At 58.6% G+C, this 14,012-nt stretch carries 11 protein-coding genes; 9 read left to right on the forward strand and 2 right to left on the reverse strand.

Annotated features, from left to right (window positions below):
- Positions 1–73: 73 nt before the first annotated feature.
- On the reverse strand, positions 74–532 hold the full coding sequence (locus J2Y90_RS11965) for a CopD family protein (protein WP_253499802.1): 459 nt from the start codon (positions 530–532) through the stop codon (positions 74–76).
- Between the two features lie 99 nt (positions 533–631).
- Between J2Y90_RS11965 and dinG the strand changes: the two genes are divergently transcribed.
- The 9 genes from dinG (at position 632) to J2Y90_RS12010 (ending at position 12,898) form a co-directional block, all read left to right on the forward strand.
- Complete coding sequence (gene dinG, locus J2Y90_RS11970; RefSeq protein ID WP_253499805.1) at positions 632–2,776, forward strand: ATP-dependent DNA helicase DinG; 2,145 nt, start codon at positions 632–634, stop codon at positions 2,774–2,776.
- A 95-nt stretch (positions 2,777–2,871) separates the two neighbouring features.
- Positions 2,872–5,340: a beta-galactosidase gene (locus tag J2Y90_RS11975; RefSeq protein WP_253499806.1), complete on the forward strand. Its 2,469-nt coding sequence runs from the start codon at positions 2,872–2,874 to the stop codon at positions 5,338–5,340.
- Between the two features lie 210 nt (positions 5,341–5,550).
- Positions 5,551–6,696, forward strand: coding sequence for a serine hydrolase domain-containing protein (locus tag J2Y90_RS11980; RefSeq protein WP_253499807.1), 1,146 nt, complete (start codon positions 5,551–5,553; stop codon positions 6,694–6,696).
- A gap of 113 nt (positions 6,697–6,809) precedes the next feature.
- Positions 6,810–7,913 carry an OmpA family protein gene (locus J2Y90_RS11985; protein ID WP_253499808.1) on the forward strand — a complete coding sequence of 368 codons (1,104 nt, stop codon included), beginning with the start codon at positions 6,810–6,812 and terminating at the stop codon, positions 7,911–7,913.
- Positions 7,914–7,937: 24 nt separating this feature from the next.
- Complete coding sequence (gene pdxH / locus J2Y90_RS11990; RefSeq protein WP_042608217.1) at positions 7,938–8,585, forward strand: pyridoxamine 5'-phosphate oxidase; 648 nt, start codon at positions 7,938–7,940, stop codon at positions 8,583–8,585.
- Between the two features lie 177 nt (positions 8,586–8,762).
- Positions 8,763–9,227, forward strand: a complete 465-nt coding sequence (locus tag J2Y90_RS11995; RefSeq protein ID WP_016771369.1) for a glycine zipper 2TM domain-containing protein — start codon at positions 8,763–8,765, stop codon at positions 9,225–9,227.
- Positions 9,228–9,320: 93 nt separating this feature from the next.
- Positions 9,321–10,895, forward strand: coding sequence for a recombinase family protein (locus tag J2Y90_RS12000; RefSeq protein ID WP_253499809.1), 1,575 nt, complete (start codon positions 9,321–9,323; stop codon positions 10,893–10,895).
- A 560-nt stretch (positions 10,896–11,455) separates the two neighbouring features.
- Positions 11,456–12,163, forward strand: a complete 708-nt coding sequence (locus tag J2Y90_RS12005) for a hypothetical protein (protein WP_253499810.1) — start codon at positions 11,456–11,458, stop codon at positions 12,161–12,163.
- A 93-nt stretch (positions 12,164–12,256) separates the two neighbouring features.
- A complete protein-coding gene (locus J2Y90_RS12010) occupies positions 12,257–12,898 on the forward strand; it encodes a hypothetical protein (RefSeq protein WP_253499811.1) in 642 nt (213 codons plus the stop codon).
- A gap of 755 nt (positions 12,899–13,653) precedes the next feature.
- Here the strand turns inward: J2Y90_RS12010 and J2Y90_RS12015 are convergent.
- Positions 13,654–13,974, reverse strand: coding sequence for a hypothetical protein (locus tag J2Y90_RS12015; protein WP_253439365.1), 321 nt, complete (start codon positions 13,972–13,974; stop codon positions 13,654–13,656).
- Between the last annotated feature and the right edge of the window lie 38 nt (positions 13,975–14,012).

Here is a 14,012-nt window from a genome sequence, read left to right on the forward strand (position 1 = left end):
ACAGGCCGTGACGCTCCGCGTCACTGGACGCAGAGCGTCCCTTACGGCATTCCCACGCAGAGCGTGGGAACGATCACGGCCGAGCCGCAGCCACCGCCACCAGTACCAACCCAACCAGCAGATTAAGCCCCACCACCCGCCGAATCCGCCCCAGCACCGCCGCACCCGCCGGCCAATCCTTCGCCTCAACCGCCTTGCGCAACTCCGGCAGCATCAACCCCTGAATGCGGATAAACAGCGCGGTCATCACCACGTACAAACCGATCATCACCTGTACATACTTCGGCGCGGTTTCAAACCCGACCTGCTGCAGATGCAGCATGCCCACGCCGCTGATCGGCAACAGGATCACCGCCACCCAGACCCAACGGAAAAAACCTTGAAACACTTCCGCCCACAGGGTCAGGCGAGCGGGGCCGTCCAGAGCCTTCACAGCCGCAGGGCGCAAGACCATCCAGGCGAAAAACATGCCGCCGACCCACACCAGAGCGGCGAGGACATGCAGGGGATAAACGAGGCTAAAAGGTGTCATTCGGGCACTCCGTTCTGCGCAGGATCGATTAGGCAGGTATGATAGCCGGCGAACCAAACTACTGAAAATTTATCCAGCGTTTTTAGCGCCCGACACTCAATGATCAGCACTGAACTCAAAACCACGATCCAGGGCGCTTATTCGCGTTTTCTAGAGGCCAAGAGCCTCAAGCCGCGTTATGGCCAGCGCCTGATGATCGCCGAAATCGCCAAGGTCCTCGGTGACATCGACACCGACGATGAAGGCCGGCGCAGTGGCGACCCGGCGATTGTCGCGGTGGAAGCCGGCACCGGTACCGGCAAGACGGTGGCCTACAGCCTCGCGGCGATTCCCACGGCGAAACTGGCCGGCAAGCGTCTGGTGATCGCCACCGCGACAGTCGCCCTGCAAGAGCAGATCGTCTACAAGGACTTGCCTGACCTGATGCGCAACAGCGGGCTGAATTTCAGTTTCGCCCTGGCCAAGGGCCGGGGCCGCTACATGTGCCTGTCCAAGCTCGACATGCTGCTGCAGGAAGGCCACGCGCAAACTGCCACAGCGCAGCTGTTCGAAGAAGAAGGCTTCAAGATCGAAGTCGACGAGGCCAGCCAGAAGCTGTTCACCAGCATGATCGAGAAACTCGCCGGCAATAAGTGGGACGGCGATCGCGACAGCTGGCCGAACGCGCTGGAGGACGCCGACTGGGCGCGCCTGACCACCGATCACAGCCAGTGCACCAACCGGCATTGCCCGAACTTCGGCCAGTGCGCCTTCTACAAGGCCCGCGAAGGCATGGGCAAGGTCGACGTGATCGTCACTAACCACGACATGGTCCTGGCTGATCTGGCACTGGGCGGCGGCGCCGTGCTGCCGGACCCGCGCGACACCATCTACGTGTTCGACGAAGGCCATCACCTGCCGGACAAGGCCATCGGCCACTTCGCCCATTACACACGCCTGCGCTCCACCGCCGACTGGCTGGAAACCACCGCGAAGAATCTGACCAAACTGCTCGCTCAGCACCCGTTGCCGGGCGATCTCGGCAAACTGATCGAGCAGGTGCCGGAGCTGGCGCGGGAGATCAAGACCCAGCAGCAGTTCATGTTTACCGCGTGCGAGCAGATCGCCGATTTCAAACCCGGTGAAGATGTCGAAGGCCGTGAGCGTCCGCGTCATCGCTTCGTCGGCGGGGTGATTCCCGAGCACATGCGCGAGATGGGTATCGAGTTGAAGAAGGGCTTTTCCCGTCTCAACGACCTGTTCCAGCGCCTGACCGACCTGCTCAAGGAAGGCATGGATGGCGAGGTCAACATTGGTATCGCCAGCAACCAGGCCGAAGAATGGTATCCGCTGTTCGGCAGCCTGCTGTCCCGGGCTTCCGGCAACTGGGAGCTGTGGACCGCGTTCACCGCCGAAGACCCGGAAGAGAGCCCGCCAATGGCGCGCTGGCTGACCCTGGCCGAAAGCGGCTCGCTGTTCGACATCGAGGTCAACGCCAGCCCGATTCTGGCGGCGGAAACCTTGCGTCGCAGTTTGTGGAACGTCGCTTACGGCTGTCTGGTGACCTCGGCGACGCTGACGGCGCTGGGCACTTTCGACCGCTTCCGCATGCGCGCCGGCCTGCCGAAAAAAGCCGTCACGGCAGTGGTGCCGAGCCCGTTCCATCACGCCGACGCCGGCGTGTTGCGCGTGCCGGATCTGAAAGCCGACCCGCGCGATGCCGCCGCCCATACGGCGGCGATCATTCGCGAACTGCCGGATCTGGTCGAAGGTTCGCGCGGCACGCTGGTGCTGTTCTCCTCGCGCAAGCAGATGCAGGACGTATTCGACGGCCTCGACCGCGACTGGCGCAAACAAGTGTTCATTCAGGGCAACCTGTCGAAGCAGGAAACCCTGAACAAACACAAGGCGCGGGTTGATGGCGGTGATTCCAGCGTGCTGTTCGGGCTGGCCAGTTTTGCCGAGGGTGTCGACTTGCCGGGGGCCTACTGCGAACACGTGGTGATCGCCAAGATTCCGTTCTCGGTGCCCGATGATCCGGTCGAGGCCGCGTTGTCGGAGTGGATCGAGGCGCGCGGCGGCAATCCGTTCATGGAAATCTCCGTGCCCGATGCCTCGCTGAAACTGGTTCAGGCCTGCGGGCGTCTGCTGCGTACCGAAGAAGACCGCGGCACCATCACCTTGCTCGACCGGCGTCTGGTCACCCAGCGCTACGGCAAGGCGATCCTCAATGCGTTGCCTCCTTTCCGTCGTGAAATATCCTGAGACACGGGTGGGCCGATTGGCCCACCGCGTTGTCTATCTCTCTGCCACCGCTTTTCCACTGGCCTTGACTGGTTGTTAGGGAGAACTCCGTTCTTATGATCCGCCGTTCGTTGCCCGCTGTTTTCGCCTTGATCTTTGCCGGGCCGTCGATGGCGGCACCCGCCGGTCAGCAGACGCTGTTCAACTTCGTGCGTCCGGCCGACGTGGTCAAGGTCGCCACGGAAAACGCCGACCTGCCGCAGGCCAATGCCGAACAGACCCCCGAAGGCGAAGTGCTGCGTCGGGTGACGTTCAACCCGGTCGCCAGGCCGACCTTGCGCCTGACGCCACAGACCGGCGCCTGGGACTGGTCGCAGTCCGGCATGATGAGCCTGCGTCTGCAGAGTGCGATGAACTGGGCGGTGACGGTTTATGTGCAGATCCAGAGCAACGATGGCCGCACGCTGGTCAGCCGCGTCGATCTGCCGGCCGGCCCCGCGCAAACCTTGCTGGTGCCGTTGGTGGCTTCGACGCCGCTGAGTCAGGGCATGAAAGCCGGACCGCCGATGCCGACGACCGTTGACGGTCAGCGCATCCTGCTGGCCAGCAGTACGGGCGAGATCGACCGCAGCCAGGTGGTTTCGGTGAGCCTGTCGATGGATCAGCCGAAAGTGGCGCAGAGCCTGTTGCTCGAGCGGTTCGGGGTGCAGGACGGCGAATCGGTGACGCAGGCGGTGTACGGCAATCTGCTCGATGCTTACGGGCAGTCGACCCGCAGCAAATGGCCGGAAAAAGTCAGCAGCGATGAGCAACTGAAAAGCGCCGCTAGCAAAGAACAGCAACAACTGAACAGTTGGCTGGCCGAGCGCGAGAAATCCTCGCTGGATAAATTCGGCGGCTGGAACAAAGGCCCGGCGTTCAAGGCCAGCGGGTTCTTCCGCACAGAAAAACGCGATGGCCGCTGGTATCTGGTAACCCCCGAAGGCCATCCGTTCTACTCGCTGGGTGTCAACACAGTCAGCTCGCAGGTCAACCAGACCTACGTGGCTGGTCGCGAATACATGTTCGAATCACTGCCGAAGAACGACGACCCGCTGGCTGCGCATTTCGGTGAAGGTGACAACCGTGGCGGCAACGGCGCCGATCAGGGCCGTGGCTACGGCAACGGCCGCTGGTACGACTTCTATGGCGCCAATCTGCAACGCCTGTACGGCGAACCGTGCAAGGCGGACAGCGACAACAAGGCCGGGATCGCCGAAGCAGCGAAGGCGGGCGCCGCAGAGGCCAGCTCGGTGCAGGCGGCTGAGTCTGTGGCGGCGCCTGCCGAGCCGAAGTCAGGTATCGCCGAAGCGGCGCAGACCGACGCGGTGCAAACGTCCAGCACGCAAGCCGCTCCGTGTACAGCCACGATTGATGAAGAACGCTGGACCCGGCATACCCTCGACCGCCTGCAAGCCTGGGGTTTCAACACCGTCGGCAACTGGAGCGCGCCGTCGCTGGCAGACGCTGAACGTGTGCCGTACACCTTGCCGCTGTCGATCGTCGGCGATTACGCCAGCATCAGCACCGGTAGCGATTGGTGGGGCGGGATGCCGGATCCGTTCGATCCGCGTTTTGCCATGGCCACTGAGCGCGCCGTAGCCATTGCCGCTCGCGATCACCGTGACGATCCCTGGTTGATCGGTTATTACGCCGACAACGAGCTGGCCTGGGCCGGCCCCGGTGACGATCCGAAGGCTCGCTACGCTTTGGCCTATGGGACGTTGAAAATGACCACCGACGTGCCGGCCAAACGCGCCTTTCTCAAGCAGTTGCGCGACAAGTACCGCAATCAGGCCGGGCTGTCCAAGGCCTGGGGTATCGAGCTACCGGCGTGGGAGTTGATGGAAGACCCGGGCTTCGTGCCCCCGCTGCCCAATCCTGAGCACCCGGAGATCGAAGCGGATTTCAAATACTTCCAGAAGGTCTTCGCCGATACCTATTTCAAGACCATCTCTGATTCGCTGAAATGGCACGCGCCGAACCAGATGCTGCTGGGCGGTCGCTTCGCTATCAGCACGCCTGAGGCCGTGGCGTCCTGCGCGCAGTATTGCGATGTGTTGAGCTTCAACATGTACACGCTCAAGCCGCAGGACGGTTACGACTTCGCCGCGCTGGCAGCGCTGGACAAACCGCTGCTGATCACCGAATTCAACTTCGGCTCGGCCGACCGCGGCCCGTTCTGGGGCGGCGTGACGCAATTGGCCAAGGAAGAAGATCGCGGTCCGGCCTATGCCAATTTCCTCAAACAGGCGCTGAGCGAACCGTCGATTGTCGGCGTGCACTGGTTCCAGTATCTCGACCAACCGGTTACCGGCCGGTTGCTCGACGGCGAGAATGGCCATTTCGGCCTGGTCGGGGTCACCGATCTGCCGTATCAGGGTTTTGTCGAGGCAGTGCGCAAAAGCAACCTGCAAGCGCTGGAGCAGTTGGGCAAGGAGGCGCAGAAAACGCCGAATACCGAGGCTGAAGGCGGGCGCAAGGCTGAGGCTGGCAAAGCGGCGGGGGCTGCGCAAGCGGGCGGGCATTCGGGGAATGGTCACTAGGTTTCAGACCGCGTTATCGTTCTTCGCGAGCAGGCTCGCTCCCACAGGGGATCTCCGCTGCTGTTGAGATTCAGTGTGGGAGCGAGCCTGCTCGCGAAGGGATCAGCACAAATTGCCGATCAACCGTCTGGCCCGCGCCTGTTCCCAAATCCCTCAAGGGCTGGAACAATGCGGACCACTTTGTAGAGCGTTTTCGCGGGGGAGTTGCGGGTGCAGATTCAGGGACATTACGAGCTTCAATTCGAAGCGGTGCGCGAGGCTTTCGCCGCACTGTTCGACGATCCCCAGGAACGCGGCGCAGCCCTGTGCATCAAGGTCGGTGGAGAAACCGTCCTCGACCTCTGGTCTGGTACGGCCGACAAGGATGGCACCGAAGCCTGGCACAGCGACACCATCGCCAATCTGTTCTCCTGCACCAAGACCTTCACCGCCGTCACCGCGCTGCAACTGGTCGCCGAAGGCAAGTTGCAACTCGATGCCCCGGTTGCCCGCTACTGGCCGGAATTCGCCGACGCCGGCAAAGAATCAGTAACTCTGCGCCAATTGCTCTGCCATCAGGCCGGCCTGCCGGCGCTGCGTGAACTGCTCGCCCCTGAAGCCCTTTACGACTGGCAAACCATGGTCGACGCCCTTGCGGCCGAAGCACCGTGGTGGACGCCGGGCACCGGTCACGGTTATGCCGCGATCACCTACGGTTGGCTGGTCGGCGAATTGCTGCGCCGCGCCGACGGGCGTGGGCCGGGCGAGTCGATCGTCGCTCGGGTTGCCAAGCCGTTGGGGCTGGACTTCCATGTGGGCCTGGCCGACGAAGAGTTTCACCGCGTGGCGCACATCGCCCGTGGCAAGGGCAATGCCGGCGACGCCGCGGCTCAGCGCCTGCTGCAAGTGACCATGCGCGAACCGACTGCCATGACTACCCGCGCCTTCACCAATCCGCCGTCGGTGCTGACCAGCACCAACAAGCCGGAATGGCGCCGCATGCAGCAGCCTGCGGCCAATGGCCACGGCAATGCGCGCAGCCTCGCCGGGTTTTACGCCGGCCTGCTCGACGGCAGTCTGCTCGAAAGCGAGATGCTTGAAGAGCTGACCCGCGAGCACAGCCTCGGCGACGACAAGACCTTGCTCACCCGCACCCGTTTCGGCCTCGGCTGCATGCTCGATCAGCCGGACGTGGCCAACGCCACCTACGGCCTCGGCCCGCGCGCCTTCGGCCATCCGGGGGCGGGCGGCTCGATCGGTTTTGCTGATCCCGAGCGCGATGTCGCCTTCGGTTTCGTGACCAATACTTTGGGGCCTTACGTTTTGATGGATCCGCGTGCGCAAAAGCTGGCGCGGGTGCTTGCCACTTGTCTGTAAAGCTTCGACTGAGGTTCCAGGATCGGAACCTCGAAGGGATTTTCGTTTCAAAACGGCTGTTTATCCGGGCGAAAGTGCTCTGATTTTTCATTACTTCATTTTGTGGATTTTCAATGTCATCTAAAAAGACCCTCGCCCTGGCCCTGTGTGTAGCGATCACCGGTTGCGCACAGAACCCGAAAAACGACGCGGACGGCGGCAGCTGGTGGCCGTTCGGTTCTTCCGACAAAGTCGCGGCCAAAGACCCGGCTCCGGCCCCAGCTCCGTTGAAACCGGCGGCGACCGCGCCAGTGGCCAAAGCCGAGAGCAGCAACCCGTGGTACTGGCCGTTCGGTTCCAGCGATGAAGCGGTAAAAGCTGATCTGAAAGCCGAGGTCAAACCTGAAGCCAAACCGGTCGAGGTGGCCAAGGCCGAGGCCGAGTCCAATGGCAAATGGTGGTGGCCGTTCGGCGGTAAGGATCAGCCAACCGCCAAAGCCGTGCCGATGCCGGATCCGAAGGTGACTCAAGCCTGGCTCGACGACTACGAACCGCGTCTGCGTGAAGCGGTGAAGGACAGCAACCTGCAACTCGAACGTCGCGACAACGTGCTGGTGGTGACGGCGCCGGTTGAAGGCTCGTTCAACCCGGACCGCCCGGCGATGCTGCTGCCGGTCACCCTCGGCCCGTTCACTCGCGTGGCGAAAATCCTTGAAGCCGACCCGAAGACTGCAGTGCTGGTGCTCGGTCACAGCGACACCAGCGGTGCCGCGCCGGCCAACATCAAGCTGAGCCAGGAACGTGCGCAATCGGTGGCAGCGATCTTCCGCCTCAGCGGCTTGCAGCGCGATCGCCTGATGTTGCGTGGCATGGGTTCGGAAGCGCCGCGTGCGGCCAACGACAGCGTTGAAGGCCGCGCCTTGAACCGCCGTGTCGAACTGTTGGTGACTCCGCAAAACACCATGGTGGCACTGCTGAGCAAATACAACATGCCAGCGCCGAAGCCGGTAACGATGGTCGCCGCGCAAGACGTCAAGCCAGTGGCCAAACCAGCCACCCCAGCGCCTGCGGCGAAGAAAGCTACTGCCCCGGCGGCGAAAAAGGCGCCAGCCAAGAAAGCTGCCGCCAAGGCTCCAGCCAAAAAGGCTCCGGCCAAAGCTGCGGCGAAAAAGACTGCGCCAGCCAAAGCCGCCGCGACCGACAAGAAAGTCGCCGCAGCCGACGCCGCGAAGAAGTGATCCGCTAACGAAAAGGAATCCGCCATGACCCAGGCTCTGGCCGATATGCGTCGCGATTACACCCGTGACGGTTTGACCGAGGCGCAAGCTCCGGCCGAGCCGTTTGCGTTGTTTCATCAGTGGTTCGCCGATGCGGTGAAAACCGAGCAGGCGCCGGTGGAAGCCAATGCCATGACCCTGGCTACGGTCGATGCCGACGGTCGTCCGCATTGCCGCATTCTGTTGCTCAAGGGCCTGGACGAGCAGGGCTTCACCTTCTTCACCAACTACGACAGCGCCAAGGGCCAGCATCTGGCAGCCAACCCGTTTGCCGCCATGACGTTCTTCTGGCCAACCCTGGAGCGCCAGGTGCGCATCGAAGGGCGGGTGGTGAAGGTCACGCCGCAAGAGTCCGATGCCTATTATCAGGTGCGTCCATTGGGCAGCCGCTTGGGCGCCTGGGCATCACCGCAGAGCCGCGTCATCAACGGTCGTGGCGAGCTGGAAGATTTGCTCAAGGCCACCGAGCAACGCTTCAGCGACAGCCAGCCGCACTGCCCGGAACACTGGGGCGGTTACCGTTTGCTGCCCGAGCGCATCGAGTTCTGGCAGGGCCGTTCGAGCCGCCTGCATGATCGCCTCAACTACCGGCTGCAGGGCGCCGAGTGGATTCTTGAACGTCTGGCACCCTGAGCAGTCTACCGAGCGGGATGAAGGACGATGGCGGATCGGTGATTTCACGCTACTTTAAGTGAACGCTCGCGGGCATCTGTACCCAGCCTGAATGGAAGCCAATTTTATCCGGATGGTGTCGTGACAGACGCCAGGCCACGGAGTTTAATGAACACATGTTCTTTTGGAGTTGATGCTATGCGTAAGTCTGTTCTGCTGGTTGCTTCCTTTTCCACGATGGCGATGTTGCTGACCGGCTGCCAATCGAGCCTCACCGGCGACTCCTACTCCCGTGACGAAGCGCGTCGTGTGCAGACGATTCGCATGGGCACCATCGAATCCCTGCGACCGGTAAAAATCGAAGGCACCAAAACCCCGATCGGCGGCGCAGCAGGCGCAGTGGTCGGCGGCGTCGGCGGCAGCGCCATCGGCGGCGGCAAGGGCAGCATCGTTGCTGCGGTCATCGGCGCAGTGGCTGGCGGCCTGCTCGGTTCGGCCACCGAAGAAGGCCTGACCCGCACCCAGGGCGTGGAAATCACCGTCCGCGAAGACGACGGCAGCATGCGCGCCTATGTGCAGCAGGTTCAGGAGAATGAAGTGTTCCGCGTTGGCGAGCGGGTACGGATTTCCACCGTTGGCGGGACCAGCCGCGTTTCGCACTAAGCGGGAAGAAGCCGGGTAGAGAAAACCCCGATCAGGTGGAAGGAATCGGCGATGTTATGATCGCTGCTTTCGTCCAACCGGTCGGGGTTTTTCATGCCCGTTGCATTCTCATATATCCGTTTCAGCAGTGCAGAACAGGCTCATGGCGACAGCCTCACGCGCCAGCAAGAGTACGTCGCCAAATGGTTGTTGGCTCACGGCGAATACAGTCTGAGTAGCGCGAGCTTCCAAGACCTTGGCATCAGTGGTTACTCCGGTAAGCACCTTGAAAATGGTTTCGGCAAGTTGCTCGCCGCTGTTGAGAACGGCGTTATCAAGTCGACAGATGTTGTGTTGATCGAAGCTATCGACAGGGCAGGGAGGCTTGAGCCATCCGTGATGCTCCACCTGCTCACTGGCATTGTGAATGCGGGTGTAAAGCTGATCACGCTGGACGATGGAATCACCTATAGCAACGACCCCAACAATTCGAACAACCTCTTTCTTCTGGTTGCCAAGGTTCAACAGGCGCATCAGTACAGTGACGCGTTGAGTCGAAGGGTCAAGGATGCGTACACCCGGAAAAGGGAGAAGGCCGCTGCCGGTGATGGTGTCAAACGTCACACACCGATCTGGCTCACTTCTGAAGGCGAACTTGTTGAAGGACTTGCACCGATTATTGTCCAAGTGTTTGAAGACTACGCAGACGGACTTGGAGAGCGTCGAATTCTTTCCCGAATTCGTGGCAAACACCCGTCAGTTGAAACTACTAACCCCACCACATTGAAGCGTTGGTTGCGGAATCCAACTGCGATTGGACGTTGGAACGACATCGAGGATGTTTACCCTCCTGTCATAAGTAAAGAACTCTGGTACAGGGTGCAGAAGCGTTTAGAGGAAGGGTATGTGCCGCGATCCGCTCCGTCGAAGTATCTGTTGTCTGGGTTGGTTCGGTGCGGGCGGTGTGGCACGAATTACTGTGTTGTGGATACGAAGCGTTCGCCGGCTGTGATGCGTTGTTATCGGCGTCATCGTCAGGGTGCTGAGGGTTGTTCGAATGGAAGTTCGATTCCTATGCACGTACTCGATTTTGTCCGTAGCCAGACAATGTACGGTGCGATGCAGCGTGCAGCCCAAAGTCGGAATCTCACGTCAGGCGAAAAGCGTTTGATTGAAATCGAAGGTGAGTTGAGCGAACTACGCCGCCAATCGGATAACGCTGCGGAAGGGTTGGCAAAGTATGGAATGGTTCCTGCGATCACCACTGTCCTCGACAGATTGACGGAGCAAGTCCAGCAACTTGAGCGGGAAAGGGCGTTGCTCAAAGTAGCACCGGCTCCAGCGTCCTTGGATGACATGGTTGACCTCCAGCATACATTGCTGGATGACGATGAAATGAGATTGAACGCCCTACTACAAGGCGTGGGATATGTCATCGTCTGTGACGGTGCCTCAATTACTGTAGATGAGCCACACCTTCAGGCAGGGGGCGAGCGCCAAGTATACGAGTATAAGGGGGCACATCGCTCCACAGAGACTTACAGGCTGATTGAGAACGGCCATACGGAATATGACCTCGATATGCCAAATTCCAAGCGTGTGGCTGCCGCTATAGCCGACTTTGAAGCTACCCCCATAACCCAACACTTACGCTGGAATGGCACTGAGCTTGTTGAGGAAAGCGCTTAAAAGTTTGGAGCATATCGGAAATCTGTCGTCGCATAATCGGCGACAGAAACCCTTTGAAAACCTCCGTAAACCCCAGAATAACCTGCACTGAATTCCTCATGCTCCACCCCCCACCTCCATTCCGCCCAGTGTTTACAGGGCTCATCGGCAGTCTGAACTAAGCAAAGGGCGTTCCTCACCATGAAATCCAGTTTTTAAAAACGCGGCAAACGTAAATGTCAACCATTAATGGTTGCTTTTCGTCTGAATTCGTGTAGTATTACTGGTCTGCCTCCGTAGGCAGAACAGATCGCCGAGAAACCTCTACGTGGCCAGTGCTGAAAATGCACGAAACCGCAGGAGGTTTTTTAACGCCTGATATTTGGCTGATCACCATTTGACGATCACAGCAAGCCATGAGAATCGCCATGACCATTGCAAAGCAAGTGAATACCAACATGAGGTTAACGACATCGAATAGCTAAGTTCCTGCTCCTCCGAGACAGAAGAATGACGAGCCTCCGATGCCGACCTTGAGTCGGTTTTTTATTGCCCATTTTTCGACCAAACGGAGGTAACAAATGCAACAACAAAGCATATATGACGTCACCCGAACTATCCTCGTACTCCCATGCGTTGCCGGACACAGACTCGATTACACCCTCGGGGAAGAATTGCCACTGTTCGGAGCACCGAAGGATAAGAAGTTGACCTACGGCGTCGGCTACAACAGTCGGGATCGACGTAAGGCCATGGGTCTGCCCTACTTCAAGACAGGCAAGGGCACCCCACACAAAACTTGGTCCAACATGATGCGGCGTTCCTACGGCCCCAAGAAGGCCGCTGCCTATGAAGGTTGCAGTGTCTGTATCAAGTGGTGGGACTATCAAGAGTTCGCGGCGTGGTACTCCATGCAGCCCTACGCATTCGAGGCTGACGCCGAGCTGGACAAAGACATTTTAGACCCGCTGAACACAACGTACTCATCCGAGCGTTGCTCGGTGGTTCCGAAGCTGATCAATCAGATTTTCAGGGATACAAGAAGTCGTCGAGGGATACTGCCTATCGGAGTGTCGGTGGCGCCAGGTGGAGTTGGATTTGTGTCTGTGCTTTCGATGCTCGGCAAGCCTGTTGTACTGGGAAAATTCTATGACATCACTGAAGCTTTCGGAGCGTACCAGTCGGCCCATCAGGCGTACTGCAATCAGTTGGCAGATCGCTACGAGTCAAAACTTGATGCACGCGTGATCAATCGGCTACGAACCTGCTCCCGTCACGTTCGGGACTGATTAGCAGACCCAAGCACAACCGCAGGTGCATGCCTGCGGTCATCAAAACCAACGGGGCAAACGCCTATGAAATGAACTGACGAAGGAGAACAAATGACAAGAAGCAAAATCACGCCTACAACTCGCACCAAAGCAATACAGATGCGCACTGAAGGTGATACTTATGCGGAGATCGTCCTAGCCTTGAGCGATGACGGCATAACCCTCAATTGGTGCAAGAAGAATCTGAATTCCGTTGCCGTCTACGATACTCATTTCTTCTTGATGGAACAGCTGACTCCGCTGGCGCTGCGTCCTGAAGGTATATCCCGCCTTGAGTTCCGCACCAAGATCAAAGCTGCGTACGGCATTCCATTTGGAGACATGATCCCTGAATCCATCGAGCGGAAAACCAAGCGAAGTCTTCCCGAGGATGCGTTTGTCCGCCCTGACTGGATGGAGCCTGAAGCGGCCAGATCAAGCCAAGCAGCAATTGTCGAAGCTGCAAGCGTCCTGAGAGACCGACTCGATGAACTACATGGAGAATTTTGTGCAATGTACCCCAACGCTTCCTCTTGGCACGTACGTGATGCGATTCTGTCGATGGTCACAGGCAGCCATCCGGCTGGACCAATCGTTCAAGGACGGCAAATGTCAGACGCTGTGAGTAAGATGGAGGAACGTCTTCCTCAACGATTACAGTTTGAAGAATCTGCCCAAGAAGTGGATCATGAGTACGACCGCCTGTGTTGGTGAACTTTTTGTCCATAAAGACTATACAAGGTTCACTTGTGCACTCTATGCCTAAGGTAGACATCGGAACGAGGTAACCCGCTTCGAAGACTGAAGTTGCATCGTCCCGATTCCGGATCAGTACATCAGTAAAATAAAAGGATCAACACATACCCTAGCTCTTGCTCTTGATCTGCTGCAATGAAGGTAACGTGCGATAACTTTCAGCGAACGTTGACGGGAATACTACCTAATACGTCCCGATTCGATTTTGCACCAATAGACAAGAGTAAGATCAAAATCACAAGCGAAGAGCTGGATTTGTGTGATTTCTGTTTGTTACTGAAGTACATCCGAAGGATCGTCGGCGGTAACGCCATGGCTGAGTTCCGTTGAAAGCTCTCGTTTTCGGTGCAAACACACTGACAGAACCACAGTAGTTGAAATCCTCGATGCGTCGCTTAGATGAATCCGCTACTTCTCAGGATTACCATTTGGATGTTAGATCAGTTTCAACCCAACTGTGTTGTTTCTCACTTCGCACCTTGCTCTCCATGATCTGACTGATTTGCCAGTCAATCTTTCTGTTGTGTGCGTCATTGCTCCGCATGGTAATGCCCCACACCAACAACCATAGACCTCCGGTTAGAACGGTCATGATGATGTGCAGGATGTGATTGGTTTTCTTCTTCTGGGTAGTCAGTACAAACAGTTTTTCGTTCATGTCTTACCCTTATTCGGTCTGAGGTTGGTGCCCCAATGGCTCATTTGATAATGAATCAACGCAGCCAACCATTCGCTGTCATGGCGGTTTTCCCGCTGGGAAGCTGGATCAATGCTGACTTGTCGCCGTCCTTAGGACCTTCGATGAAATTGACCTTGGTAGCTGTTGAGATCGTTCGGCACTTTCCCGAGTCGATCAAGCGTTCAGCCTCATCTTCGTCCTGATCAAGGGACGCCTCCACCATCTTTGTCCAGTCACCAGCCTTGTAGCAAACCATCGAACCAGCAACGAGCGTTCGCTTTGGGTAGGTGTCAGCCATAGCGGCAGCAGACGCGATCAGGGGCAGCAGGCAGAGCAAACGAGTAACGGTGTTCATCAAGCGTTCCTTTGGTGGGCTTCATTTATTTGGATGTG

The organism is Pseudomonas koreensis, assembly GCF_024169245.1.
Classification (GTDB): domain Bacteria; phylum Pseudomonadota; class Gammaproteobacteria; order Pseudomonadales; family Pseudomonadaceae; genus Aquipseudomonas; species Aquipseudomonas koreensis_F.